We start from the raw sequence: 25,393 nt of genomic DNA on the forward strand, positions 1-25,393 counted from the left end.
AGATTTTCCGATGAACAACGCACCGACCGGCATGGGTATGGGCATGATGGACGGCATGGGCGGCATGATGATGTGGGGCATGGGCCTTGTCTGGCTTCTCGTGATCGTCCTGCTCGTCCTCGGCATCGCGGCGCTGGTCAAATACCTCTTCGTGGGCAAGCGCTGATGAACCGTGCCGTTCTTGGCGCCACGATACTACTCGGCGGAAGCGCCGTGGCCGGGCTGCTCTGGGTCGGACTTGACCGGAGCGGTCCGGGGGAGGAATCCGGCGAACGGCTCGAACGCGGGCGAGCGATCTATGCGGCGAATTGCGCGTCCTGTCATGGCGCGAAGCTCGAAGGCCAGCCGGACTGGAAGAGCCGCCTTCCATCCGGTCGCCTGCCCGCGCCGCCGCATGACGCCTCTGGCCACACCTGGCATCACCCCGACGCGGTTCTGTTCCGCATCACCAAGGAAGGACCTGCAGCCGTTGTTGGCGGCGGCTACCAGAGCGACATGCCCGGTTTCGCTGGCGTGCTGTCCGACGACGACATCCGCGCCGCCCTGGACTTCATCAAGAGCACCTGGCCGGAGCGAGAGCAGCAGTACCAGGCCAAGTTGGGCCGACGGGAAAGGGAGGCACGCCAATGAAACCTTTTTCCGTGCTCGGGTTCCTGCTGGCGCTGGTTTTCTCGACCGCAACGATGGCGGACGGGCCGAATGCCGTCCCGCTGCACGACACGTCGCAGCTGCTACCGACAATCTTTTTTGCTGACGAACACGGCAACGCGCTCACGCTCGACCGCTGGCGCGGCAAGGTTGTCCTTCTCAACGTCTGGGCCACCTGGTGCGCCCCTTGCCGCCATGAGATGCCGACACTGGACCGCCTTCAGGCAAAGCTCGGCAGCGGGCGCTTCGAGGTCGTGGCCCTGTCGATCGACCGCGCCGGCGTCGGTGTCGTTCGTAAGTTCTTCGACGAGATCGGTATCCGGCATCTGGGTATCTTCATCGACGAGACGATGAAGGCATCGCGCGACCTCAGGATACTCGGCCTCCCGGGGACGTTGCTCATCGGGCCGGATGGGCGGGAGCTCGGCCGGCTGATCGGACCGGCTGAATGGGACACACCGGAGATGGTCGCCTTCTTCGAGAGCGTCATCGCCGGGCAAACAGGAAAGGAATAGACACGATGATCACGAAACGGACCGCCGCAATTGCGACCCCGCGCATCCCATTGTTCCTCCGGATGCCCTGGCTGTCGAAACGTCGGATTGTGCTGCTTGCGGGTCTCGGGACGCTCGCCGCTGGACTTGCCCTGAACTGGGGCTGGCTGACGGCGGTCGGCGTGGCGCCGATCCTGCTCGCCCTCGCGCCCTGCGCCGCGATGTGCGCCCTCGGCCTGTGCATGCGCGGCGGTGGGGCAAAGTCCTGCGCGACCCATGGCGAGACGGATGCAGGCCCGTCGCCGCGGAGCCGACAGGAGTGATGTCGCCGACCGGTGTCATCGACCGCAAGGATGGCCAAGGAGAGCGTATGAGTTTCGCTCGATTTACCGCTGTTCTGATCGGCGCGTTCGCTTTTGCCATGCCGGCATTGGCGCACCATCCGGGCGCCGACCTCGACCGGGTCATGGGCAGCAAGGAGCAGTTATTTCAGGCCATCGACAGCCTGGCCCCGCCCTTCGATCTGGCCGATGCCGACGGGAACATCGTGAAACTATCGGACTTCGCCGACAGAATCGTCGTGCTGAACTTCATCTTTGCCAGCTGCACGGATGTCTGCCCGCTGCACTCCGCCCTGATCGCCGACGTCCAGTCGAAGATCAACGTCACGTCGATGAAGGACATGATCCAGTTCATCACGGTGACGACCGACCCCGATCTCGACACGGCGGATGTTTTGAAGAGCTATGGCGAGGCGCATGGCCTCGACCCGTATAATTGGATGTTCCTGACCCGCCGTCCGGGCGACCCCGAGGACGCGACACGAACGCTTTCGGAGACCTATAAGGTCAGGTTCGAACCGCTGAATGATGGACAGCAGATGCATGGCGTCGTGACGCACGTGATCGACCGTGACGGGCGTTTCGCTGCCAAGTTCCACGGCTTGCGCTTCGAGCCGTTGAACCTGGTGCTTTACATCAACGGGCTGACCAACGCCTCCTCTCGCCCGTCCAGGCCGGCAGAGGCGGGCTGGTGGAACAGCGTGAAGGGGCTGTTCCGATGACGAACGTGAATTCGAGCAATGGACAATTCGCCGCCGCAGGGGCTGGCGAATGGCTGTCCGCGCTGCGTCGATACGTCGCCTTCGTCGCTGTCGCGAATCTCGTCTGGGAGTTCGCGCACATGCCGCTCTACACGTTGTGGGAAACGGGGTCGGCAGGGGACATCGTGTTTGCCGTCGTGCATTGCACGGGCGGCGACATCCTGATCGCGCTCAGCGCGGTCATGCTGGCGCTGTTCCTCGCCGGCACTCCTACATGGCCAGCCGTAGGGACAGGCCGCATCGTCGTAATGACCCTGATGCTCGGGCTTGGCTACACGCTTTTCAGCGAATGGCTCAACATCGAAGTGCGGCAGGCATGGGCCTACCGGGATCTGATGCCGGTCATCCCCATCATAGACGCCGGACTCAGTCCGGTGCTGCAATGGATATTTGTTCCACTGACGGCGTTCCGCGTCGCGACCGGCAGGTGGTTCGGACTGACCAGAACGGCGGGCGGTGCCGATGCTTGAACTGTCGGGCATCGGCCTGATCGCCGCCTTCGCGGCGGGCGCGGTCTCCTTCGTCTCTCCCTGCGTCCTCCCGCTGGTGCCGGGATATGTCTCTTACGTTGCGGGACATACGGTCGTCGCCAGCGACGTCGATCCTGTCGGCCGTCGGCGCCAAGCCATCGGTATGAGCCTGTATTTCGTCCTTGGCTTTTCGACGGTCTTCATGATTCTGGGAGCAAGCGCGACGGCGCTCGGCCAGATACTTCTGAGCTACCGGTACGAACTGAACCTCGTCGGTGGCGGTATTGTAATCGTGTTCGGCCTGTTCTTGATCGGCATGGCGCGGATCACCGTGATGCAGCGAGAGGTCCGCTTCCACCTGTCCATCACGGGGGGCCAGCCGCTCTCGGCCTATGTCCTCGGGCTCGCCTTTGGCTTCGGCTGGACGCCCTGCATAGGGCCGATCCTCGGCGCCATCCTCACGGCGAGCGCGGCCACAGCAACGGTTGGAGAGGGCGTCGGACTCCTCGCCATCTACTCAGCCGGGCTTGGTGTGCCCTTCCTGCTCGCTGCCGCCTTCACCGACCGCTTGACCCGGCGCCTGCGAGCGATCGGGCGCATCGGGCGTCGACTGCATCAGATCGCCGGGCTGCTCATGGTGGCAATGGGCATCGCTATGATCACCGGGCAGCTTTCGGCGCTGTCCTACTGGCTGCTGGATACCTTTCCAATACTGGGGACGGTCGGGTGATGCGATGGCCTGCCCCGGAACCCACAACCGCTCGCGTTCCAGGTCATAGCAGGCGGCCCGAAGGCTTGCGGGAACCCCCGAAGCTTTGACGCGTTAGTGTCCTACACCCCGCGAGCGGATGGAGAGGATACACTCTGAACTCATGCTGGCTCTCGGACGGAGTAAAGACGGCGCCAGCAGGAGAAATGCATGTCAAAAGGATTTGGAGCGGGTCTGGGGCTCGGCATCGTCGGGACGATCATCGTCGCTATCGCCGTCTGGATCACCGTCACTTATACGGGGATCTACAATGTCGCTGCCTCGGATCAACATGCAGATGCGGTCCGGTGGACGTTCGACACCACAATGCACCGTTCGGTCGCCAACCGGGCAGGCGGCGCGGACCTGCCGGACAGCTTTTCCCGAGACCTGATTGTCCAGGGCGCGCAGCATTATGCGGAAACTTGTGCGCACTGCCACGGCACTCCGGGCGGGAAGCCGGCGGAATGGTCGCGGGGGATGCGGCCTGAGCCACCGCATCTGACCGAAGCCGCGACCGAGTGGAACCCGCAGCAGATCCACTGGATCATCACCAACGGTATCAAGATGACGGGGATGCCGGCGTTCGGGCCGCATCATTCCCGGGAGGAAATCGTAGCGCTGACGGCGTTCGTAACGACGCTTCCCGCGTTGACGGCGGATGAATATGCCACGCTAACGGGTGGCGCCAATGGCCCTGCAACTGAGCGACCGTAACGAAGAGGAACGCCAGCGCATGTCCTATGTACGCTTCGGGCTGATGATCCTCACCTCCACGGTGGTGATGTTCATCCTCATGTACCTGAACACCTACGCGTGGGAACACGTCTTCTTCTCGGAAACGCGGACCTACATGGCGATCATGATGGGCGCGACGATGGCGGTCATCATGCTTGCCTACATGCTGGGCATGTATTCGAATAAGGGAGTCAACATTGCTATCTTCGCGGGAGCGATTGTCGCCTTCACCCTGTCGCTATGGTTGGTCCGGAGCCAGGTCGCGGTCAGCGGGCCGAGTTACATGCGGGCGATGATCCCACACCACTCGATTGCCGTCATGACTTCCGAGCGGGCGCAAATCCGTGACCCGCGTGTGCGCAAGCTGGCCGACGAGATCATTGAGGCGCAGCGGCGCGAGATTGCCGAGATGGGCTACCTGATCGCGGACGTCTCGTCCGGAAACGTCGTCGAGAGCATTTACAAGGATCCGCCTGCCGAGCCGGGGACCGTTGAGGATGCTCTCTCAAACACACTTGTCAGCCAGCTCGACCTTGCGCCAATGCCTGAGGCCGAGGCCGATCGAGTGCTTGAAGCGTCTGCTCCCTGCACATTCACCCGAAGTCCGGAGGCCGACCCGATACTTTGGTCCGCTCGCGAAAGTGGCGCGGCGGCGATAAAGTTGAATGGCGTCCTGGTGTCTCTCGCCGCAGCTGGTGCCCTACAGGATGGCGGCGCGACTTTTTCGGCGCCCGGCACAACGATAACCGTCCGGCCGCTCGGTGACGATGCCAACTGGCGCCAGAATGCCGAGCTCGTGTTCGAACTCGACTCGGGCCTGAACGTGGGTTACCGCGGATTCTATAGCTGTGCGGCGGACTGAGGCCCAGGGAAGCGGTATTCCTAGGAAGGAGAGCCACATGGCTTTGGACGAGAGCGACAGGACCGCGAGCCTCTACCGGATGGTAATGCCCGATCATTTGTGCCCCTACGGGCTCAAGGCGAAGGATCTGCTTGAGCGTCGGGGCTTCACCGTCGAGGATTACCACCTCAAAACCCCCGAAGAAACCGAGGCCTTCAAGAAGGAGCATGGTGTCGACACGACTCCGCAGGCGTTCATCGGCGGAGAGCGGATCGGCGGCTATGACGATCTCCGCGAGCATTTCGGGCAGGAGCTCCGGGACCAGGGCAAAACTAGCTACCAGCCGGTCATTGCCATCTTTTCGGTGGCGCTCCTGATGGCGTTCGCCGTGAGCTGGTACACCTTCGGCACCGTCCTCACGATCCGCGGCTTGGAGTGGTTCATCGCGATCAGCATGTGCATTCTTGCCATCCAGAAGCTCCAGGACATCGAGGGCTTCTCAACGATGTTCCTGAACTACGACCTGCTGGCGCGACGATGGATCCGATACGGATACGTCTATCCGTTTGGTGAGGCGCTGGCCGGCATCCTCATGATCGCCGGCACACTGATCTGGATCGCAGCGCCGGTCGCGCTTTTCATCGGAACGGTAGGTGCTGTGTCGGTCTTCAAGGCGGTCTACATCGACAAAAGTGAGCTGAAATGCGCTTGCGTGGGCGGCTCGAGCAATGTCCCCTTGGGGTTCATCTCGCTCACCGAGAACGTGATGATGATGGCGATGGCGATCTGGATGCCGCTTCGGATGGCCTGGCTCGGCTGAACGGCTCCAAGCGACCGATGTTCTCCCGGTAGCTCCGCTCGCGTTCTGGCCAGCTACCCGTAAGCGAGCGCGGCGGCACCACGGCGGTGCTATGCCGCACCCCCTTTCCTGGAATGAAGTCGTTGCCGTTGATGACGCCGTATGCTATCCACTCTCCATGTTGAACTGGTCCTTCAGATTGTGCATCAATGTCCGGCGCCTCTTGGGCGCCCTTGTTGCTGTCGCATTTTTGATGGCGAGCGCCGGCGTCGGCCATGCCATCCCGGCATCCGGTCCGCACGATCACCCGGCCGAAAGCGGTTCTCTTCATGGGGGAGCCTGTCATGCCGGCATCTCGCAAGCAGCGGATTGTGCCGACAACGCTGCACAGCAGCACCAAGGGCAGCCCGCGAAGCACGGCGCCCTTGGAAATTGCTGCGTCGTCGCTTGCTCTCCGACTATTGTAGTTGCCGCCATTACGGAAGTCGGTGCTATCAACTTTTTTGTGGTGCGGCTTGGTGTTCATGTAGACCAGTTCGCGGGCTTGGATGCCCCCGACGGCCTTTTCCGTCCTCCCCGCGCGCGCATCTGATCTCCGCGCGGCTGCCCTTGTCGGGCGGGATTCGGACATCGAGAACTTCACGTTCCTGCTGACATAAGAACTGCGTTCGTTCGGGCGCAGCAGGTTCGGAAGTGCGCGATCGCACGTCCCGATTCCCTTCCAATCCGCTTGTCGCGCCCGCCGGAGATCCGCTCCCGGCCACTGGAGGTCTGTGTCCTCAACAAGCAGCCTCGGTTCTCTCAATGTGACAAACAGGATTCGCAAAATGTCGAAAACACTCCCGAACCTTCTCCGCATTTCTTTCCTCGCCGGCTTCACGACGATCGCCGCCGCGAGCGCCGCTTTCGCATCTCCCGGTCATGGCCTGCCGTTCGGCGAGGCCGCCAAGGCCGAGCAGGCGACGCGCACCGTGACGATCACCATGCGCGACAATCTGTACGAACCAGAAAGTCTGACCGTGAAGCCGGGCGAGATCGTCCGCTTCGTCCTCGTGAACAAGGGCGAACTGCTTCACGAGTTCAACATCGGAACCGCCGCCATGCACGCCAAGCACCAGGAAGAAATGGCGATGATGATGCAACACGGCATGCTGACGCCGACGGGCATGAATCACGACATGTCGAAGATGGACCATTCAAAGATGGGCGGCATGAACATGGGCGATATGAAGCATGACGATCCCAACAGCGTCCTGGTCGAGCCCGGCAAGACGGCGGAACTAGTCTGGAAGTTCACGAAGCCGACCGAACTCGAGTTCGCCTGCAACATCCCGGGCCACTACGAGTCCGGTATGGCTGGCCCCATCAACTTTACGAAGTGAACGGGGAGGAGCAGACGATGAACAATCCAATCTCTGGTTTCTCGCGACGGGATGCACTCAAGCTTGCCGGAGCGGCGGGCTTTGCCGGCACCCTCGCTGTCTATCCTGGTCGCCGCAGCTTCGCCTCCTCGACGAAGGAGTACACGCTGAACGTCGACGTCGATCGCATAGCCGTCGACGGCATCAGCAGCAAGGCGATCCTGATGGGCGGCTCCGTGCCGGCGCCGACGATGCGCTGGCGCGAGGGCGACGAGGTCGTGGTCTATGCGACCAATCGGCTCGATGTGCCCACGTCCATCCACTGGCACGGACTCCTCATCGAAGGCGTCATGGACGGCGCACCCGGCTTCAACGGCTATGTCGCCATCCAGCCCGGCGAGACGTACACCTACCGCTTCAAGCTCCGTCAGGCTGGTACTTATTGGTACCACAGCCACTCCGCGATGCAGGAACAGCAGGGCATGTATGGCGCCATCGTCATCGAGCCTTCCGGGCGCGAGCCGGTGCGCGCGGACCGCGACTATGTCGTGGTTCTCTCGGACCATACCCAGGAAGACCCAAAGCGCGTGCTGTCCAACCTGAAGGCCGATGCCGGGTACTACAATTACGGGAAAAGGACCCTCATCGACTTCTTCCGGGACGCAAACCGCGACGGGTTCAATACCGCGCTGAAAGATCGCCTCGACTGGGGCGACATGCGGATGGACCCGACCGACCTCGCGGACGTTACCGGATACACCTTTCTGATCAACGGCCGTGGACCGAAAGACAACTGGACCGCCCTGTTCAACCCCGGTCAGCGTGTCCGGCTCAGGTTCATCAATGCGTCGGCCATGAGCTTCTTCGACGTCCGCATACCGGGACTTCCCATGACCGTGTTCTCGGCCGATGGGCAGAATGTCCAGCCGGTTCGTGTCGACGAGTTCCGTTTCGGCGTCGGCGAGACATACGACGTCATCGTGCTTCCACGGGATGACAAGGCGTTCACGATCTTCGCGGAGCCGATCGATCGTTCGGGCTATGCCCGGGCTACGCTGGCGCCGCGTGAGGGTATGGAGGCCGTTATCCCCGAACAGCGACCGCGCACGATACTCAGCATGGCGGACATGGGCATGGCACACGGTGGCATGGACCACGGTTCGATGACGGGGATGGACCATGGCTCGATGGCGGGCGGTGCCATGTCCGGTGGCGCCATGGGTGGCATGGACCATAGCAAGATGGGCGGAGCGCCCATGGCTGGCATGGACCACGGCACCATGGGCGGAGCGGCGGCCGAGGGCGGAGAACGCCGTCCCTTCGGCTGGGCCGACGCAAGTACGCCGCCGGGGACGAAGGCTCTGGACTACGCGGACCTGAAAGCATCGACGCCGAATCCGGACGGCCGTGAGCCGAATCACGAGATCGAAGTGCGGCTGACAGGCATCATGGAACGGTACATGTGGAACCTGAACGGCCGTCCCTTCGGGAAGGACGAGCCGATCCGTGTGGCCTATGGGGACCGGGTACGCTTGAAGTTCGTCAACACGACGATGATGGCGCACCCCATGCACCTGCACGGCATGTTTGTCGAACTGGAGAACGGCCAGACCGACAGGAAGCCGCGCAAGCACGTCGTCGTGGTGCCTCCCGGCAAGACCGTCTCTGCGGTGTTGACGGCGAACGAGCCGGGCGATTGGCCGTTCCATTGCCACCTGATCTATCACATGGAAGCTGGGATGATGACGCGTTTCATCGTCGAGCCGAAAAGCGCGTGAGGCAGAACGATGAAATCAATGACTGGACGATGCAATCCTCGGCAGAAGCTTGCGTTCCTTGCCGGTTTCATGCCCGCCCTGTTCCTGTTCGGCCCGGCCCAGTCCGCCGAGCCCGGTCAGCTGTTCACCTTCTTTCAGGCCGAGCAGTTCGAATACCGAGCGAATGATGGGCAGGATAGTCTCAACTGGGATGCCCAGGGCTGGATCGGTAACGACGACCACAAGGCCTGGCTGAAAACCGAAGGCGAGAAGCCGACGGACGGGCAGTTGGAAAAGGGAGAAATCCAGCTGCTCTATAGCCGCCGGATTTCCGATTTCTTCGATGCTCAGGCGGGTGTGCGCTATGACCTGGAACCCGGCCCCGAACGGGGATTCGGCGTCTTCGCCCTGCAGGGACTGGCACCCTATTGGTTCGAAGTCGATGCCTCCGCCTTCGTCAGCAACAAAGGCGAGCTTTCGGCTCGCTTCGAGGCCGAGTACGACCTCCTGATCACACAGAAGCTGATCCTTCAACCGACGGCCGAGGTCAACCTTGCAGCCCAAAGCGTACGGGAGCGGGGCATCGGCTCCGGCATCAACGATGTCGAGCTCGGGCTTCGCCTCCGCTACGAAATCGAGCGGAGCTTCGCTCCGTATATCGGCATCAGTTGGGAGCGCAAAATCGGCGAGACGGCCGATTTCGCGCGGGACGAGGGAGAAGATATCGACAATCTATCCTTCGTCACCGGAATCCGTTTCTCGTTCTAAGCAGGAGATTTCTATGTTTCCGAGAAGTTTATTCGCTTTCGCCACCATACTGCTGCTCAGTAGTCCGGCAGTGGCTGGCGAAGTGCGCATGGAGATGCGCAATCAGTCTGGAAGCGAGCGGTTCGTCTATGAGCCCGATTTCATCCGAGTGTCGCCGGGTGACACGGTCGTCTTCGTCCCCATCGACAAGGGCCACAATGCCGTCTCCATCGGCGGGTTTGGCGCCGGCGGCGATCAGCCAATCAATGTCGGCTTCAACAAGGAGGTATCGGTTACGTTCGACAAGCCTGGCATCTACGGCGTGAAATGCACGCCCCATGTCGGGCTTGGCATGGTCGGCATCATCGTCGTAGGCGAGGTCGAGGTATCGGAGGCAGCGCGCGCGAGCATCGCAAAGCTTCCGCCGAAGGCACGCCAGCGGTTCGAATTGCTGCTCGGACAGGTCGGGCGTTCCTGATGTCCGTGGCCCGAACAGAGCAGGAGGGGCGCCTAACGAGCGCCTCTCCGTCCACAACGACGAAGGTTGGCCCGACACTGGATGGTGCGCGACCTGGCTGGCGGCGGTTGGGACAGGTCACCAGAGTGTTGGTCGCTGCCGGCTCTTTCAACCTTCTTGCGGACCTTGAAAGTGTCTACGCCGACGCCCCGCCGCTATCATTGGGATATCAGGTCCAGGTCGAGAACGCCTATGCCACCAGTGGTCCCGCGGCAAGTTCAACGGAAGTTCGTTTTCGACTGGTAAACGACAGCGGCACAACCGTCGTGCTGTTGGGAGTCAGTTCCCGGATTGCGAAAAACTCAAGGCTCGTCGCCCGAATCGGAGCCCAGGCGACCACCGAACTCCAATCGGTTAGTGTGCCCGCAGGGGAGGTACTCGATCTCACGACGTCGCACCTTTGGTATGAGTTGTCTCCCCTGCGCAATAAGCTCGAAGCGGGAGACGTCTTTGAACTGGAACTCAATCTTGTGAATTCACGTGTTATGACAGACGTCCACGTCCACTGACTTAGGGGGACCGTAAAATCCACGCCGATGAACGATGTTCGAAGAGATTATCGAATCAAAGAAATCTACGCATAGAGTGAAGGATTGCTGATGGCGCAAGAATACCAGAAAGGGAGCATCAGCCTTTCCGGAGCAGTAGCTATGGGCACCGGTGTCATGATCGGTGCCGGGATCTTCGCGCTTACCGGACAGATCGCGCAGTTGGCCGGACCGCTTTTTCCGCTGTCGTTCGTTGTCGGCGCGATCGTGACCGCATTCAGCGCGTACACCTATATCAAGATGTCGAACGCTTATCCGTCGGCGGGCGGCATCGGGATGATCCTGAAGAAAGCCTATGGGCCGACGACAATCGCGGCAGGTGCAGCGCTTCTGATGGCGCTTTCGATGGTCATCAACGAAAGCCTCGTCGCTCGGACGTTCGGCACTTACATCCTGCGAGGGTTCGGCGCCGACCCGGACAGTTTCCTGGTGCCTTTGCTTGGCGTCGGGCTCATCGTCTTCGCTTATCTTGTCAATGTCTCGGGCAACCGATCCGTCGGGCTTCTGTCCATCGTCATGGCAGCGCTCAAGATTGGCGGCATCGCGCTGTTCGGCGCGGCGGGACTCTGGGCCAGCGGCATTTCCTTCGAAGCCACGGGCGGAGATACGGGCACCGGCGGCTTTCTGGCGTCTGTCGCGCTTTCGATCCTGGCCTTCAAAGGCTTTACGACCATCACCAACAGCGGCGCCGAGATCACCGCTCCGCACCGCAACGTCGGTCGGGCAATCGTACTCTCCATCGCGACCTGCGTCGTCGTCTACCTGCTCGTCGCCTTCGCGGTCGGCTCCAGCCTGCCGCTCGATCGCATCGTGGCGGCGAAGGATTACGCCTTGGCTGAAGCAGCCCAGCCCGCCCTCGGTCAGACCGGCTTCTACCTGACGGTGGCGCTCGCTCTGGTGGCGACGGCGTCTGGCCTGATCGCCAGCGTTTTCGCGGTCTCGCGCATGTTGGCGATGCTGACCGACATGAAGATGATTCCACACAGCCATTTCGGGATGCTGGGAACGATCAAGGACCACACGCTCGTCTACACCGTCGTGATCGCAGGCTTTCTGACGGTCTTCTTCGACCTCAGCCGGATCGCCTCTCTCGGGGCCTTCTTCTATCTCGTGATGGACATCATCATCCACTGGGGCGTGTTCCGGCATCTCCGCCAAGAAGTCGGCGCGCGCGGCTGGGTGCTGCTGGCGGCAATCACGCTCGACGCGGTGGTGCTTTCTGCCTTCGCCGCGATGAAATGGCAGTCCGATCCGCTGATCGTCGTGATCGGCATCGTCGGTATGACGTTGGTGTTCCTGTTTGTGCGGGCTTTCCTGGCGCGCAATCCGGTCAGAGAAGGCGGTCAGAACCATCATTGAAAATGGCGGCTTGAGCTTCCTATCCCTGGAAGCCTCAAGCTGAGGCGCGGTAGCGAAAGGTTGGCATGACATGGGCCACGATCATCATCACGCAGCGTCCAACATTCCGGTGGATGCCAAAACGACGAAGGACCCGGTCTGCGGGATGACGGTCGCAGTCAAGCCCGGCACTCGCCACGCCGAGTTCCAGGGCGAGACCTTTCATTTCTGCTCAGAGAAGTGCCAGACGAAGTTCGAGGCAGACCCTTGGTTCTACGCCTCGGGCCGGGCCGCAGGGCGGAAGAAGGCTGCTCCGGCCAACGTCCAGTATACCTGCCCGATGCATCCTGAAATCGTCCGCGACTCGCCCGGTGCCTGCCCGATCTGCGGCATGGCGCTGGAGCCGATGCTGCCATCAGACGAGCCCAGCGAGGAGCTCACCGACTTCACCCGCCGGATGTGGATCTCGGCGGCGGCCGCAGTGCCGCTCATCATCCTGACTATGGGTGAACTCGTGGCTTTGCCGGTGCGCGACTGGATCGGGCACCAGACCGCGAGTTACCTCGAGTTCGTGCTGGCGACGCCGATCATCCTTTGGGCGGCCTTGCCGTTCTTCAGGCGCGGGTTGGACTCGGTGGTGAACCGATCCCCCAATATGTGGACGCTGATCAGCCTCGGCGTGGCGGCGGCCTATCTCTATTCGCTGGTCGCCACCTTCCTGCCGGGCGTCTTTCCGGATGCTTACCGGATGGGTCATGGCGTCGGCACTTATTACGAGGCGGCGGTGGTGATCGTGGCGCTGGTCTTCGTGGGCCAGGTTCTGGAGCTGCGGGCACGCGAACGGACCGGCGACGCGATTCGGGCGCTGCTCGACCTCGCGCCCAAGACCGCCCGGCGCATTCTGCCCGATGGATCGGAATATGACGCGCCGCTGGACAACATCATGGAGGGAGACCGGCTGCGGGTGCGCCCTGGGGATGCGGTCCCGGTGGACGGGACGGTGATCGAGGGCAGATCGTCCCTGGATGAAAGCATGCTGACCGGCGAGTCGATGCCGGTGGAAAAGGGTCCTGGCGATGCGGTGACCGGGGCCACGATCAACAAGAACGGCAGCCTCGTGATCCAGGCGGGCAAGGTCGGCGCCGATACGGTGCTGGCGCAGATTGTGGCGATGGTTTCGAACGCACGCCGGTCGCGCGCGCCGATCCAGGGGCTGGCGGACCGGGTCTCGGCAGTGTTCGTGCCGACCGTGGTGGCCATCGCGATTGTCGCGTTTGTCGTCTGGCTGATCTTTGGCCCGGAGCCCGCGCTCGTCTTTGCCATCGCCTCGGCCGTGTCGGTGCTGATCATCGCCTGCCCCTGCGCGCTAGGTCTTGCCACGCCCATCTCGATCACCACCGCGGCGGGGCGCGGTGCGCAAGCAGGCGTCCTGATCAAGGATGCTGAGGCGCTGGAACGCATGGCGGCTGTCGACACGCTGATCGTGGACAAGACCGGCACGCTGACCATGGGCAAGCCGAAGCTGACGGATACCGCGACACTTGGAGACCTGCCGGAGGCCGACCTACTGTCACTTGCCGCAGCGCTCGAGCGCGGCTCGGAACACCCGCTCGCCGAGGCGATCGTCGAGGGCGCCGAAACGCAGGGTGCCCTGCGTCAGGAGGCGGAGGACTTTGAGGCGGTCACCGGCAAAGGCGTGCGCGGCAAAGTCGGTGGACGCGCGGTGGCGCTCGGCAATGCCGCGATGATGCGGGAGATGGGGCTGGATACGGCACAGGCTGAAGCAAAGGCAGACACCCTCCGCGCCGAGGGCAAGACGGCGATGTTCATCGCGGTCGATAGCGCACTTGCCGGCGTCGTGGCGGTGGCCGACCCCCTCAAGGAATCGACGGGGCAGGCGATCAAGGAGCTCCACGACCAGGGGCTGCGCGTCATCATGGCGACGGGCGACAACGAGCGCACGGCGCAGGCGGTGGCGGGCAAGCTTGGCATCGACGAGGTGCGCGCGGGCATTCTGCCCGAGGCCAAGAAGGACCTGATCGACCAGCTGCGCCGCGATGGCCGCAAGATCGCCATGGCGGGCGACGGGGTGAATGATGCGCCCGCGCTGGCCGCTGCCGATGTCGGCATCGCCATGGGCACCGGGGCCGATGTGGCGATGGAAAGCGCGGGCATTACCCTATTAGGCGGCGACCTCATGGGCATCGTGCGGGCACGTAAGTTGGCGCGTGCTACGTTGCGCAACATCAAGCAGAATTTGTTCTTCGCCTTCGCCTATAACGCCCTTGGCGTACCGATCGCAGCGGGGCTGCTCTATCCCGTTACCGGGCTGCTGCTGTCGCCGATGATTGCGGCGGCGGCGATGAGCCTGTCGTCGGTATCGGTCATCACCAACGCGCTTCGCCTCCGGCGCTTGGATTTGTAGAAGGTTCGTTCCTCTACATGAGAGGCAGCGCTAGACTAGGCCCGCGATCGCGACCCCGATCACGAGGCGGGGAAGGACGCCCCGCAGCGTCATGCGGCGGGCTCCTGGCGGCCCAGCGGGTAGAGGCGGTCGTCATCGCGGAACGGCTGCAGCAGCATGCGGTCGAGGCGCAGTTCGCGCGGGTCGCGGAACTGCTCGATGCCGATCGTCATGGCCTCGTGGCCCGCTTGCGGTTGTGCCTGGTAGATGCCGAGCAGCCGGTCCCACCAGGGCAAGTTGAAGCCGAAATTGCTGTTGGTCTCGCGTGGCACCACCGAGTGGTGGACCCGATGCATCTCCGGGGTGACGATGATCCAACGCAGCACGCGGTCGAGCCGTTGTGGCAGCCGGACATTGCCGTGGTTGAACATCGAGGTGGCGTTGAGCAGCACCTCGAAGATCAGCACCGCCGCCGCCGGCGCGCCGAGCGCGGCCACGACGCCGAGCTTGATCCCCATGGACAGCAGGATCTCGATTGGATGGAAGCGCGCGCCCGTCGTTACGTCGAATTCGAGGTCGGCGTGGTGCATCCGATGCAGCCGCCACAACGCCGGCACGGCATGGAAAAGGACATGCTGCAGATAGATGGCGAGGTCGAGCAGGATCACTGCGGCGGCGACGGCAAACCACGCCGGAGCCTCCAGCGCAGGGAACAGTCCCCAGCCACGGGATTCGGCCAGCAGCGCCACGCCGACGGCCGCGGTCGGGAAGGCGAGACGGACGAGTAGCGTGTTGAGCACGACAATGCCGAGATTGCCCGGCCAGCGGCGCAGGCGCCCAATGGCTTGGCGCCGCCGCGGCGCCATCAGTTCCCAAAGCGCCATCGCCATGAAGATGGCAGCGAAGGCGCCGAGGCGGATCAGGGGTTCGAGAGCAAGCAGAGTTTCGGCCAAGGTCATGTCTCATACGCAGCGGCCTTGACGGGCCGCTGAGATTACGCCATCATTCAAGTAGTTTCTTGAATGATGTAACGATGATTGTCCGGGGATGTCAAGCGAGAGTCCCAAGCAAGCCCTGTTCGCCCAGTTCGCGGCCGTAGCGAAGGCGGTGGCCCACCCGCATCGGCTGGCGCTCCTGGAGCAGCTTGCCCAGGGTGAGCGCAGCGTCGAGGTGCTGGCGGATCGGACGCGGGTCTCTGTCGCCAACGCGTCGCAGCATCTCCAGCACCTGCGCCGCGCCGGGCTGGTCGCTGCCCGGCGGGACGGCAAGTTCGTCTTCCATCGGTTGGCGGACGACGATGCCGTTCTGGGGCTGCTGACGTCGCTTCGGCGCATCGCCGAGCTCCAGTCGGCCGAGGTCGAGCGTGTCGTACGCAGCTACTTCAATGACCGCGACAGCCTGGAAGCCGTCTCCCGTCCGGAACTCATGGACCGGCTCAAGGCAGGGATCGTGACGGTGCTCGATGTCAGGCCCGAAGACGAGTTCGCGCTTGGACATCTGCCGGGCGCTATCAACCTTCCACTGAGCGAGCTTGAAAGGCGGCTGGCGGATCTCGATCCCGGTCGCGAGATCGTGGCGTACTGCCGTGGCCCGTACTGCGTTCTGTCCTATGAGGCCGTGGCGATGCTCAGGGCCCGCGGCTTCAAGGTCCGCCGCCTGGAAGATGGGCTCCCGGAATGGCGCGCGGCTGGATTGCCCGTCGAAGGCAGCACGTCGGCGTAACGTCTCGCGCAACGGCGCCGGCGGAGAACCATTGCGCCTTTGTAGGACGCGCGCTGCCTTCGTACATGAGCGCCATTGGCTTCGGACCTTTCGTGTACCCGGTGTCCATCCGCTCGATGCGAAATCTCGGGCCCGCGCTGCGGTCGGCAATCACGGCGTACGCCGGCATGGGCGAACGGCCGTGCTCGACGAAAAGAAATGGGCCACGGGGGTTGAGCATACGGCGCGTCTCTTCCAGCGCCCACGGAGGCGTCCGGGATACGGTGAACGACGTGAGCGCCGTGATCTCTTACACCAATCGTTCGATCGCGATCATGCGGGGCGCTCGATGGACCTGCCGACGCTCAAGATCGCCTGGAAGAACAGCGACGGCTGGCCCCATAGCGAGTTGAAGAAAATGGTCGTCACGCTCACCGCCATGGCCGCCATCGCCCAGACTGGATAAATCAGCCCGGTCGCCGCCAGCGGCACGCCGATGCCGTTGAACAGGAACGCGAGCGAAACGTTCTGCACCATCTTTCGGTAGCTGCGGCGGCTGATCTCGCGGGCGGTCACCACCCCATCGAGTTGGTTGCCGAGGATAATGATGTCGGCCGAATCGATGGCGATGTCGGTGCCGCCGCCCATAGCGATGCCGACGTCCGCCTGCATCAGCGCCGGCGCGTCGTTGATGCCGTCGCCGACCATGGCGACCCGGCCCTTTTCGTGAAGGCGCCGCACGAGCGCCGCCTTTTCTCCCGGCAGGACGCCGGCGTGGATTTCGTCGATCCCGACCTCGGCGGCGACACGTCGGGCGGTGCGCTCGTTGTCGCCGGTCACCAGCACGGTTCTGAGGCCGGCGTCCTTGAGAGCGGCCACCGCTTGGGCGGCCTCGCTCCTCACTATGTCGCCAAGGGCGAGAAGGCCAAGGGGTTGCCCGTTGCGGCAGACAGCGATGACGGTGCGCCCGGCGCTTTCGAGCGCATCGATGCGGCTCGCCAGCGGCGCCAAGTCAATGTCGCTCTCGGTCATGAAGCGAGGGCTACCGGCCAGTACCGCTTCCGTACCGATGCGCGCACGAACACCCCTGCCCGGAACAGCCTCGAAGCGCTCCACCTCGGGCGGCGTGATGCCCCGCTCGAAGGCAGCCGTTACGATCGCGTCCGCCAGCGGATGCTCGGAGGAGGCCTCGGCTGCTGCGGCGACCCCGAGCAGAACCTCCGCGCCGATGCCTGTAGCTTCGATCTCTATAAGGCGCGGCCGCCCCTCGGTCAGCGTTCCGGTCTTGTCGAAGGCGATCTGGTTCACCAGGCGGTAGCCCTGGAACGCCTCGCCGGTGCGCATGAGGATTCCCCGCTCGGCCGCTTCGCCGGCGCCGCGCACGATCGACAGCGGCGCCGAGATGCCGACGGCGCAGGGATAGCCCATGACGAGCACGCTCAGGCCGGCGAAGACCGCCCTCTGGAGGTCTGGCTCGCTGCCCAATAGCCAAGGACCAATGATCCAGCCGAGCGTCGCGAGCGCCGCAATCGTGAGTACTGTCGGCGTATAGACAACGAGCACGCGGTCGACGAGGTGCAGGAGGCCCGGCTTCAGCGCGCGGGCGTCCTCGACCTCGCGCGCGATCCGTTGCAGAAAACTCTCCTCGCCGACGGCGGTGACCCGAACGAGCAGCGTGCCCGTGCCGTTGATCGAGCCGCCGATGACCGTATCGCCCGCCGCGCGCTCGACCGGGATCGGCTCGCCGGTGACGAGCGCCTGGTCGACCGAGGAATGGCCCTCCACCACCTCGCCATCGACGGGCAGGCGCTCGCCCGGGCGAATACGCACGAGGTCGCCGACCACGACGTCCGCTATCGGGATCTCTAGCTCCCGGCCGTCACGCTGAACGCGGGCGACGTCCGGCTGCAGGTCGAGGAGCCGCTTGACCGCCTGCGAGCTGCGTGTCTTGACGATGAGCGACAGCCACTCCGAAAAGAGATGGTAGGTGGCGACCATGACCGACACGGCGAAGAACGGTGCGGTCGGAAATCCGGGCGGATCGAAGATGAGCCCGATCAGGCCGCCCGTGAGGCCGGCGAATGCGCCTGCTTCCAGGAGCACGTGCTGATTCAGAATCCCACGGCGCAGAGCCTGGAAAGCCATATTCAGGATGTGACGCGCGATGCCGAAGACGAGGACAGCCGCAAGGGCGCCGACCAGCCACGGCGTGACATGCGTCAAGCCAAGCGCCTCGCGAAACAGGAGCAGTACGCCAGCAAATACGCCGAGCCCCACGGCGCTTGCACCGGAGACCCATAGCCCTTGCGCACGCAGCACCAGGAACACGAAGGCGATCAGGCCGATCGTGGCGACGAGCGGCAGCGCGGTCGACCAGATGCCTGTCGGACTGGCGATGAGCGCGATGGCGATCAGGCTGAAGGTGACGGCGACGAGAAAGCGCCGGCCCTCGCGTACGAGATCGCGCTCCTCCTCCTCGAAGGCGCGCAGCTTGCGCGGATCGTGCAGCGTGTAGCCGATGTCGCGCAACGTCTGCAGAAGTTCGGCCGGATTAGCCACGGCCGGGTCGTATTCGATCAGCGCCTGCTCGTGGGTGAGGCTCACCGCCACCTTGTCGACGCCGGGCTTGCGACCGAGCGCCTTTTCGATGGTGCTCGTGCAAAGCGAACAGTGGAGCCCGCCGATGCGGGCCCGGATGCGCGCCCGATCCGGCCGGCTCGCGGGCTCCTCGGTCCACAGTGGAAGGGTGGCGGGCTCTGTCGCTGTCGCGATGGTCATGATGACCTCCCATGAGGCTGTCGGCCAGGAAGGGAGCCCTCCCGGGCCTCGATCCAACGATGTCAAAAGAAGTCTGCACCCCGTATCAACGTACGGAGTCAAGAGGCTATGATCGCCCGCGAAAAGTAAGATCGCGCTTGCGTCACGCCGGCTCGGGCAGGTGGGCGAACAGTCCGAATCCGATCGACCACAGGCCGAGTGCGATGAGCACGACGCCGGTCCAGAACGGCATGCGTCCGGAGAGACCTGCCAGCCAGTCGAGCGCCCGTCTGGCCGGCTCGAACAGCACGGCGAGGACAAGCGGCAGCGACAGCGCGAGGCCGAACACGGCGAGCGAGACGAAGCCGCCGAGAAATGTCGTGCCTGCCGCGCCACCGGCCGCGGCGGCCCCGAGGAGGACCACCAGCAACGGCGCTGCGCAGGCCGGGATGTTGAGGCCGAACACCACGCCGAGGCCAATCGAACTACGCGCGGCGGAGAAACCGCTGAGCCTCGGCCCGATCGACTGCATCAACAAGCGCGCCCGCCCCGTGGCGTAGAGCGCACCGATGACGAGGTACACCGCGCCAAGCAATATCCACGCGCCTTTCTGCAACCCGAGGAAGGCCGTACCCAGAAGAACCGCAAGCACGCCCAGCACGCCAATGAAAACGGCGCGCGTGGCGGCAAACAGCACGGTTTCGGTGATCTTCCGCGCCGCTTCCTTGCGCTCCAGATATTTGATGAAGAGGAGACTCGAGCCGATCGAGCAGGGCTCGATGAAGCCGAACAGGCCTACCGCCGCGGGGACGATAAGGAGATTGATGAGCCCAAATTCCGTCACGATCACTGGCTCGCGACGGAATATCCGGCCTTTCGGATCGCCGCCGCGAGTTGGTCCTCGCTTGAGGCTTGCGGATCGAACAGGATGCGCGCCTCCCGCGCCTTGAACGAGACGGTCGCCTTGCGCACGCTGGGTTCCATTGAGACGAGCGCCTCGATGGTGCGTGCGCAGCCGTCGCAGTGCATCCCGTCGATCTTGAAGGTGGCCGTTTTCATGTTGCGTCCCTTCCTTACTCGGTTCTGACGATCTGTCTTGCCCGACGGCCGGAGGTCTTTTGTCGCTCGCCGCCCGGCCAATGCGTCGATGATCGTGCAGGCGCGCAAGGCGCCACCGCCCGGGCAGGTGGCGATCAGCTCGCTGAGCGCCGCTCGGATGTGCTGAAGCTGCACGATCTTGCGGTCGACCTCCTCGCGCTTGCTCACCGCCTGCGTGCGGACGTCGCCGCAATCGGCCGCCGGATCGGCCCGCAACGAGAGGAGTTCCGCGATCTCGCGCAGGGAGAAGCCGAGCTCCTGCGCTTGCCGAATGAAGCGGATGCGTTCGACTACCTCATCTTCGTAGAAACGATAGCCGCCACTGCGTGGCCGCGCGGGCTGCTCGATTAGCCCGCGTCGTTCGTAAAAGCGGATGGTCTCGACGCCGACGCCCGCCCGCTCGGCGGCTCGGCTGATGGTCATTCCGGTGGCCATGGCGCGTCTCGCTAACTTTGCACGTTAGTTCCCGTACTATAGTACGGAGTCAACGGCATCTTTCTGTGGATGTTCCATCGTGCGGCCATTCCCCTTCCGGACGGTCCCTCGCCGAAGGGCGCGCCAGGCGAGCCAGCCGCCAACGGCCAGGACCGATCCAATTAGCGGCACGCCGAAGCCGCCGAGCCATGCGAGAAACCACCCGCCAGCCGCCACGAGTGCAGCCGGACCAAGCACGCAAACGCGGCAGAGCGGAGCGACTGCAAGCGCCGCCATGACTCCGGCGAGTGGTTTGTCCGACATGGAGGTCTCCTATCCCGCACAGCATGACAGCATGGCGACGTCCTTTTCGAAGGTCTGCGCGGCGAGCTTGAGCCCCTCGACCGTGGTCAGATAGGGGAAGATCGTCTCGCCGAGCGCCTTGGCCGTCATCCCGAATTTCAGGGCGAGCACGGCGGTCTGAACGCTGTCCGCGCCCTCGGGCGCCAGAATATGAGCGCCGAGCAATCGGTCCGTCCGTGCGTCGGCAACCAACTTGATGAGGCCGCGCGTATCGTGCGCGGCAAGAGCCCTCGGCACGTTTTCGAGCGACAGCACGCTCGTCTTGACCTCGTTGCCGGCCCTGCGCGTTTGCGCCTCCGTCAGCCCGACGCTCGCCACCTGCGGGTCGGTGAATACCACGGCCGGCATGGCGCCATTGTCGTAGACGAGACCGTCGCCGTTCAGCGCGTTCAGCGCGGCGAGCTTTGCGCCATAGGCGGCCATGTAAACGAACTGGTCGCGGCCCGCTACGTCGCCCGCGGCGTAGACACCTGGTCGCGTGGTGCGCATCCGGTCGTCGATCCTGATCGCGCCGTTCGAATGCCGGGCGACGCCCGCCTCCTCGAGCCCAAGACCTTCCGTGTTCGGCGTTCGGCCCGTCGCGACCAGCACACGCTTGGCGGCGAGACGCTGCTCTCGACCGTCCCGCTCAACGGTGAGGACGACATCCGTGCCGGTCTGCTCGATGCGCCGATAGGCGATACCGGAAACCACTCGGATGCCTTCGTCGATAAAAAAGCCCGTCAGCGCTCCGGCGATCTCCGGCTCCGCTTCCGGCAACAAGCCGCGGCGGCTGACGATCGTGACCTCGACGCCCATGCGGGCGAACATTTGCGCGAGCTCGCAGCCGATGTAGCCCGCGCCGACCACCAGCAGGGATTTGGGGAGGCCGGTCAGTTCGATGGCGGTGGTGCTGGTAAGGCAGGAAACGGTCTCGATGCCCTCGATGTCGGGCAGCGCCGGGCGCGCGCCGGTCGTGATGATGATCTTTGGCGCCGAGATGGCGGCGCCGTTCACCGTCACGCCGGTCTCGCTCAGCCGGGCCGCGCCTTCGAGATAGGCAACGCCGTCATATCCGGGCAAGAGATCGACATATTTCTTCTGCCGCAGTGTCGCGACAAGGTCGTCCTTGGCGGCGACCAAGCGGCTCCAGTCGGTGACGTGCGCCTCGCCCGCGAGTCCAGCGAAACGGCTCGCGGCGCGAGCACCGTGCAATGCCTCGGCTGCACGGATCATCGTCTTGGACGGTACGCATCCGATATTGACGCAGGTGCCGCCGATGGTGCCATGACCGATCAGGGCAACCTTCGCGCCTCCTTCGGCCGCGGCGATCGCGGCGGAGAAGCCGGCCGAGCCCGCACCGACGACGGCGAGGTCATACCGTCCAGTCGACCCATTGTTGGTGGCGCAGCAATTCGGCATGTCAGGCATTTTCCTTGTTGCCAACGGATTCTTGTGAGCAGCAGGCCGCTGCCCGTTGACGGCGCCACAACCCGTATACGGTGATGCCAAGAAAGAATACGAGGGCCGGGAGCAGAACGTAATCGAGCCACCCGAGCCAAGCCGAAAGACCGGCCGCTCCGAGCAAGATGACGAGAACGGGCGTGAAGCAGCAGATAGCGGCAATAACGGATCCGGCGATGCCCGTCTTCAAAATTGTGGCATCCTTCATCTCAACTGCCTTGCCCCGCCGGAGTTGCCGGATAGCCGGCATTCGTCGAGGCTCTGGCGATCGCCTCTACTGTCGCGATCGACGGGTCATAAACGACCGTTGCCGTCTTGGCGTCGAAGTTCACCTTTACGGACTTCACGCCATCGACGTACTCCATCGCCGTCTTGACGGTGATCGGGCACAACGCACAGGTCATGTTCTCGATGGCGAACGTTTCCGTCCGCTCGGTCGCGGCTGCGACTATGGCCGCCGTTCCTGCAGCGGCGGGGGCCAAGGAACTGAACGCACCAAACCCGGACAGGCCAAGTGCGACGAGAGCTGCAAGACTCATTGCCGAGCGGTTCATGACGGTCTTCTCCTAGTAAAACAACGGGGCCCAATAATTGATCGTGATGGCGAGGAGGACGAGGACCGTCGCCAGCCACAACGCGGTCTTGGTGAGGCGCGAGGACTCCGGACGGGCGCAGTAGGTGCCATCCTCGCAAGCCGATTTGGGCTTGGAGTAGACGTGCCAGAAGCCGAGACCGATCAGGACGACCGTGACGGTCGCGAAATACGGCTTGTAGGGCTCGAGTGCCGTCAAATTACCAATCCATGCCCCCGAGACTCCGACGGTCACCAGCGCCAGCGGTACGATGCAGCAGGATGAGGCCAGAACCGCGCCGAGAACGCCGCCGACGGCGAACCAGCCTTTGCGACGGTCCGGGATATTTACCGGGCGCGGGAGTGTCCCGAGATCTGTGTCGATATCTCTCATGGAGAATACGTCCTCGATTTCCACGTCGGGCCATCGTATGGTCTGTAGAAACTACAGACTCAAGAGGTGTTTCGCGCTATGGCCGATCACGTTTCCGGGAAGGGGTTGCAGCGGGCAGAGCTGGCCCGCCGCACGGGCTGCAACCTCGAGACCATCCGCTATTACGAGAAGATCGGAATGATGCCCGACCCGCCGCGGACGGCCTCAGGCTATCGGGTCTACGACGCAGGCCACGTCTCGCGTTTGCGCTTCATCCTGCGGGCCCGCGAACTCGGCTTTGCGATCGAGGAAATTCGCGGCCTGCTTCAGCTGGTCGACGGCGGAACCCAAACCTGTGCCGAGGTGAAAGCCCGAACCGAAAGCCATCTTGCCGACGTGCGGGCGAAAATCGCGGATCTCCGGCGGATCGAGCGGGTGCTTGCGACGACCGCGGCGTCCTGTTCCGGCGACGACGCCCCTGAATGTCCGGTCCTGGAGGCGCTCGCTTCATAATCGCGAGCTACTCGGCTGCGACTGCCACCGTCTCTCGTGTCGCCTTCCGCCTTGGTGCAGTCGCCAGCTTGCCTTTCTTCGGCGTTCCAGTTCGCCTCGGTTTCTTCCGTCTCCCCAGCATCGCGGCGCCGATCGCGTCCGACACGCGTCCGGCGGCTGTCTTTACGGGGTCGTTTGCCAAGTGCGCGTACCGTGCTGTGGTCTGCACCTGCGTATGTCCGAGTAGCTTGCCGATCATCGGCAACCCTTCTCCCAAGGCGAGGGCACCACTGGCATAGGAATGCCGGAGATCATGAATACGCACGTTATCGAGACCGGCTTTGGCCCGGATGCGCCGCCATGGGTGCTGCAGGTCGGTGAGGCGGCCACCCTGCTTTTTGCCGGTGATGACGTAGGAGTTGTCCTCCAGTTTCTCGATGCCTTTCAGCACGTCGGCCGCTGTCTTCCCGAAATGCACGATCTTCGCCCCGGTCTTGGAGTCAGGCAGGTGTAGCTCGCGGCCTTTGAGGTCCACATAGTCCCATTTCAGCGCCATGATCTCACCGAGCCGACAGCCGGTCAGCATCAGGAGTCGGATGGCATCGACGGCCGATTGGGTCTCCGAGCCGTCAGCTTCGACCTCCCGGAGTGCCTTGCCCAGTGCCGCGAACTCCTCGGGGCTTAGGAACCGCTCGCGCTTCTGCTCGGGATACTTCTTCACGTGCAGGCAGGGATTGCTGCCATCAGGACGGAGACCCCAGACCTCGGCGAGGTTGAACATCTTCGACAGCACGCCGAGGGTGCGGTTGGCCTGATAGGGGATGTGGCTGAAAGAATGATGCAGCTCCGCGATGTCGCGGCGCTCGATGTCGGTGACCTTCCGCGTGCCAAGCTTCGGATTGATGAACAGCTCCACCGAACGCTTGTATTCATATTGGGTCGAGGCCTTGCAGCGCACGGCGACATGCTCCTTGAGGAAACGCTCGCCCAGCCCCTTCATGGTCGGCGCCTTGCGCGCCTGGTCGAGCTTCTTCGCGGGATCACGGCCATTCTTGGCTTCGGAGAGGATGTTGTATGCCCTGGTTCGGGCCTGATCCGCCGTCACTGGCCCGTGCTGGCCAAGGGTGATGAAGCGCTGCTGGCCCTTGATGCGGCATTTGACGACATACACCTTGCGCCCGTTCGGATAGACGCGCAGGCCGAAGCCCCGTAGTTCCTCGTCCCAGATCGCCGTGACCTTGGCGCCGGCCGTCGCCAAATCGGCGGTGCGTTTCGTGAGTTTCGCCATGAGCTACCATCTCGAACCTTCAGGTTCCAGACCCTCAGTTTCAGCAACCTGAAAGTCACCCCAGCTACCAAATAGCTACCACTTGAGGGAAAATTCGGTCGCATGAGAGAGTAGCAGGCGGTGGCTCTATGTCAATGTTTATCAAGCAAAGACAGTATGTTAAAGCGTGTTCGGCGTAGGTCGTCGTATGTGGGGGACGTCGGTTTAGCCTATCTCATAACCTGAAGGTCGCAGGTTCAAATCCTGCCCCCGCAACCAAGTTTCAGACACGCCGCCCCAGGTGAAAGCCAGGGGCGGCGTTCTGCGTTTCGGGCGGGGGCTGCGGGGTAGGCATGGTCTGGGGGGCCGGAGCAGGGCAGGGGGCACCGAAAGCCCCACCAC

The 25,393-nt window shown here is 63.5% G+C and carries 29 protein-coding genes; 20 read left to right on the forward strand and 9 right to left on the reverse strand.

Annotated features, from left to right (window positions below):
- Positions 1–10: 10 nt before the first annotated feature.
- The 18 genes from WG924_RS25230 to WG924_RS25315 all read left to right on the forward strand — a co-directional run bounded on the left by WG924_RS25230 (position 11) and on the right by WG924_RS25315 (position 14,533).
- Positions 11–166 carry a hypothetical protein gene (locus WG924_RS25230; RefSeq protein ID WP_345935848.1) on the forward strand — a complete coding sequence of 52 codons (156 nt, stop codon included), beginning with the start codon at positions 11–13 and terminating at the stop codon, positions 164–166.
- Positions 166–630: a c-type cytochrome gene (locus WG924_RS25235; RefSeq protein ID WP_345935812.1), complete on the forward strand. Its 465-nt coding sequence runs from the start codon at positions 166–168 to the stop codon at positions 628–630. Before WG924_RS25230 ends, WG924_RS25235 begins: the two co-directional genes overlap by 1 nt.
- Complete coding sequence (locus WG924_RS25240; protein WP_345935813.1) at positions 627–1,163, forward strand: TlpA family protein disulfide reductase; 537 nt, start codon at positions 627–629, stop codon at positions 1,161–1,163. Before WG924_RS25235 ends, WG924_RS25240 begins: the two co-directional genes overlap by 4 nt.
- Positions 1,164–1,168: 5 nt before the next feature.
- Positions 1,169–1,465 carry a hypothetical protein gene (locus WG924_RS25245; RefSeq protein ID WP_217895477.1) on the forward strand — a complete coding sequence of 99 codons (297 nt, stop codon included), beginning with the start codon at positions 1,169–1,171 and terminating at the stop codon, positions 1,463–1,465.
- Positions 1,465–2,205, forward strand: a complete 741-nt coding sequence (locus WG924_RS25250) for an SCO family protein (protein WP_345935814.1) — start codon at positions 1,465–1,467, stop codon at positions 2,203–2,205. Before WG924_RS25245 ends, WG924_RS25250 begins: the two co-directional genes overlap by 1 nt.
- Positions 2,202–2,714 carry a hypothetical protein gene (locus tag WG924_RS25255; RefSeq protein WP_345935815.1) on the forward strand — a complete coding sequence of 171 codons (513 nt, stop codon included), beginning with the start codon at positions 2,202–2,204 and terminating at the stop codon, positions 2,712–2,714. The genes WG924_RS25250 and WG924_RS25255 overlap by 4 nt, the downstream gene beginning before the upstream one ends.
- Positions 2,707–3,444, forward strand: coding sequence for a cytochrome c biogenesis CcdA family protein (locus WG924_RS25260; protein ID WP_345935816.1), 738 nt, complete (start codon positions 2,707–2,709; stop codon positions 3,442–3,444). Before WG924_RS25255 ends, WG924_RS25260 begins: the two co-directional genes overlap by 8 nt.
- 189 nt (positions 3,445–3,633) lie before the next feature.
- Entirely contained in the window at positions 3,634–4,179 is a 546-nt protein-coding gene (locus WG924_RS25265; RefSeq protein WP_345935817.1) for a c-type cytochrome, read from the forward strand.
- 19 nt (positions 4,180–4,198) lie between these two features.
- The gene (locus WG924_RS25270) at positions 4,199–5,062 is read left to right on the forward strand and encodes a DUF6692 family protein (RefSeq protein ID WP_345935845.1); all 864 of its coding nucleotides are present in this window, start codon (positions 4,199–4,201) and stop codon (positions 5,060–5,062) included.
- A gap of 37 nt (positions 5,063–5,099) precedes the next feature.
- A complete protein-coding gene (locus WG924_RS25275; protein ID WP_345935818.1) occupies positions 5,100–5,861 on the forward strand; it encodes a MauE/DoxX family redox-associated membrane protein in 762 nt (253 codons plus the stop codon).
- A 91-nt stretch (positions 5,862–5,952) separates the two neighbouring features.
- Positions 5,953–6,432, forward strand: coding sequence for a hypothetical protein (locus WG924_RS25280; protein WP_345935819.1), 480 nt, complete (start codon positions 5,953–5,955; stop codon positions 6,430–6,432).
- Positions 6,433–6,667: 235 nt separating this feature from the next.
- A complete protein-coding gene (locus WG924_RS25285; RefSeq protein ID WP_345935820.1) occupies positions 6,668–7,222 on the forward strand; it encodes a cupredoxin domain-containing protein in 555 nt (184 codons plus the stop codon).
- A gap of 17 nt (positions 7,223–7,239) precedes the next feature.
- Positions 7,240–8,979, forward strand: coding sequence for a copper resistance system multicopper oxidase (locus WG924_RS25290; RefSeq protein ID WP_345935821.1), 1,740 nt, complete (start codon positions 7,240–7,242; stop codon positions 8,977–8,979).
- A gap of 9 nt (positions 8,980–8,988) precedes the next feature.
- On the forward strand, positions 8,989–9,726 hold the full coding sequence (locus WG924_RS25295) for a copper resistance protein B (RefSeq protein WP_345935822.1): 738 nt from the start codon (positions 8,989–8,991) through the stop codon (positions 9,724–9,726).
- Between the two features lie 13 nt (positions 9,727–9,739).
- The gene (locus tag WG924_RS25300) at positions 9,740–10,183 is read left to right on the forward strand and encodes a pseudoazurin (RefSeq protein WP_345935823.1); all 444 of its coding nucleotides are present in this window, start codon (positions 9,740–9,742) and stop codon (positions 10,181–10,183) included.
- Positions 10,184–10,308: 125 nt separating this feature from the next.
- Positions 10,309–10,731, forward strand: a complete 423-nt coding sequence (locus WG924_RS25305; RefSeq protein WP_345935824.1) for a copper chaperone PCu(A)C domain-containing protein — start codon at positions 10,309–10,311, stop codon at positions 10,729–10,731.
- 90 nt (positions 10,732–10,821) lie between these two features.
- Positions 10,822–12,129 carry an APC family permease gene (locus WG924_RS25310; RefSeq protein ID WP_345935825.1) on the forward strand — a complete coding sequence of 436 codons (1,308 nt, stop codon included), beginning with the start codon at positions 10,822–10,824 and terminating at the stop codon, positions 12,127–12,129.
- 70 nt (positions 12,130–12,199) lie between these two features.
- A complete protein-coding gene (locus WG924_RS25315) occupies positions 12,200–14,533 on the forward strand; it encodes a heavy metal translocating P-type ATPase (protein ID WP_008946223.1) in 2,334 nt (777 codons plus the stop codon).
- Positions 14,534–14,622: 89 nt separating this feature from the next.
- Here the strand turns inward: WG924_RS25315 and WG924_RS25320 are convergent, their stop codons facing one another.
- Positions 14,623–15,471, reverse strand: coding sequence for a sterol desaturase family protein (locus WG924_RS25320; protein ID WP_008946222.1), 849 nt, complete (start codon positions 15,469–15,471; stop codon positions 14,623–14,625).
- 88 nt (positions 15,472–15,559) lie between these two features.
- Here WG924_RS25320 and WG924_RS25325 point away from each other — a divergent pair, with 88 nt between their 5' ends.
- Positions 15,560–16,234, forward strand: coding sequence for an ArsR/SmtB family transcription factor (locus tag WG924_RS25325; RefSeq protein ID WP_345935826.1), 675 nt, complete (start codon positions 15,560–15,562; stop codon positions 16,232–16,234).
- A 312-nt stretch (positions 16,235–16,546) separates the two neighbouring features.
- On the opposite strand, the gene WG924_RS25330 is transcribed toward WG924_RS25325, so the two are convergent.
- The 7 genes from WG924_RS25330 to WG924_RS25360 form a co-directional block, all read right to left on the reverse strand.
- The gene (locus WG924_RS25330; RefSeq protein ID WP_345935827.1) at positions 16,547–18,991 is read right to left on the reverse strand and encodes a heavy metal translocating P-type ATPase; all 2,445 of its coding nucleotides are present in this window, start codon (positions 18,989–18,991) and stop codon (positions 16,547–16,549) included.
- 142 nt (positions 18,992–19,133) lie between these two features.
- Entirely contained in the window at positions 19,134–19,814 is a 681-nt protein-coding gene (locus WG924_RS25335; protein WP_345935828.1) for a cytochrome c biogenesis protein CcdA, read from the reverse strand.
- Positions 19,815–19,816: 2 nt separating this feature from the next.
- The gene (locus tag WG924_RS25340; protein ID WP_008946218.1) at positions 19,817–20,503 is read right to left on the reverse strand and encodes a MerR family DNA-binding protein; all 687 of its coding nucleotides are present in this window, start codon (positions 20,501–20,503) and stop codon (positions 19,817–19,819) included.
- 312 nt (positions 20,504–20,815) lie between these two features.
- The gene (gene merA / locus WG924_RS25345; protein ID WP_040708401.1) at positions 20,816–22,246 is read right to left on the reverse strand and encodes a mercury(II) reductase; all 1,431 of its coding nucleotides are present in this window, start codon (positions 22,244–22,246) and stop codon (positions 20,816–20,818) included.
- 1 nt (position 22,247) lies between these two features.
- Positions 22,248–22,496, reverse strand: coding sequence for a mercury resistance system transport protein MerF (gene merF / locus WG924_RS25350; protein WP_008946216.1), 249 nt, complete (start codon positions 22,494–22,496; stop codon positions 22,248–22,250).
- Between the two features lies 1 nt (position 22,497).
- Entirely contained in the window at positions 22,498–22,842 is a 345-nt protein-coding gene (locus tag WG924_RS25355) for a heavy-metal-associated domain-containing protein (RefSeq protein WP_008946215.1), read from the reverse strand.
- Between the two features lie 12 nt (positions 22,843–22,854).
- Positions 22,855–23,253: a mercuric transporter MerT family protein gene (locus tag WG924_RS25360; protein ID WP_345935829.1), complete on the reverse strand. Its 399-nt coding sequence runs from the start codon at positions 23,251–23,253 to the stop codon at positions 22,855–22,857.
- Positions 23,254–23,331: 78 nt separating this feature from the next.
- Between WG924_RS25360 and WG924_RS25365 the strand changes: the two genes are divergently transcribed.
- Entirely contained in the window at positions 23,332–23,745 is a 414-nt protein-coding gene (locus WG924_RS25365; RefSeq protein ID WP_345935830.1) for a MerR family transcriptional regulator, read from the forward strand.
- A 7-nt stretch (positions 23,746–23,752) separates the two neighbouring features.
- Here the strand turns inward: WG924_RS25365 and WG924_RS25370 are convergent, their stop codons facing one another.
- The gene (locus WG924_RS25370; protein WP_345935831.1) at positions 23,753–25,012 is read right to left on the reverse strand and encodes a tyrosine-type recombinase/integrase; all 1,260 of its coding nucleotides are present in this window, start codon (positions 25,010–25,012) and stop codon (positions 23,753–23,755) included.
- Positions 25,013–25,393 lie beyond the last annotated feature (381 nt).

It is taken from the genome of Tistrella arctica, from assembly GCF_039630945.1.
Classification (GTDB): Bacteria; Pseudomonadota; Alphaproteobacteria; order Tistrellales; family Tistrellaceae; genus Tistrella; species Tistrella bauzanensis.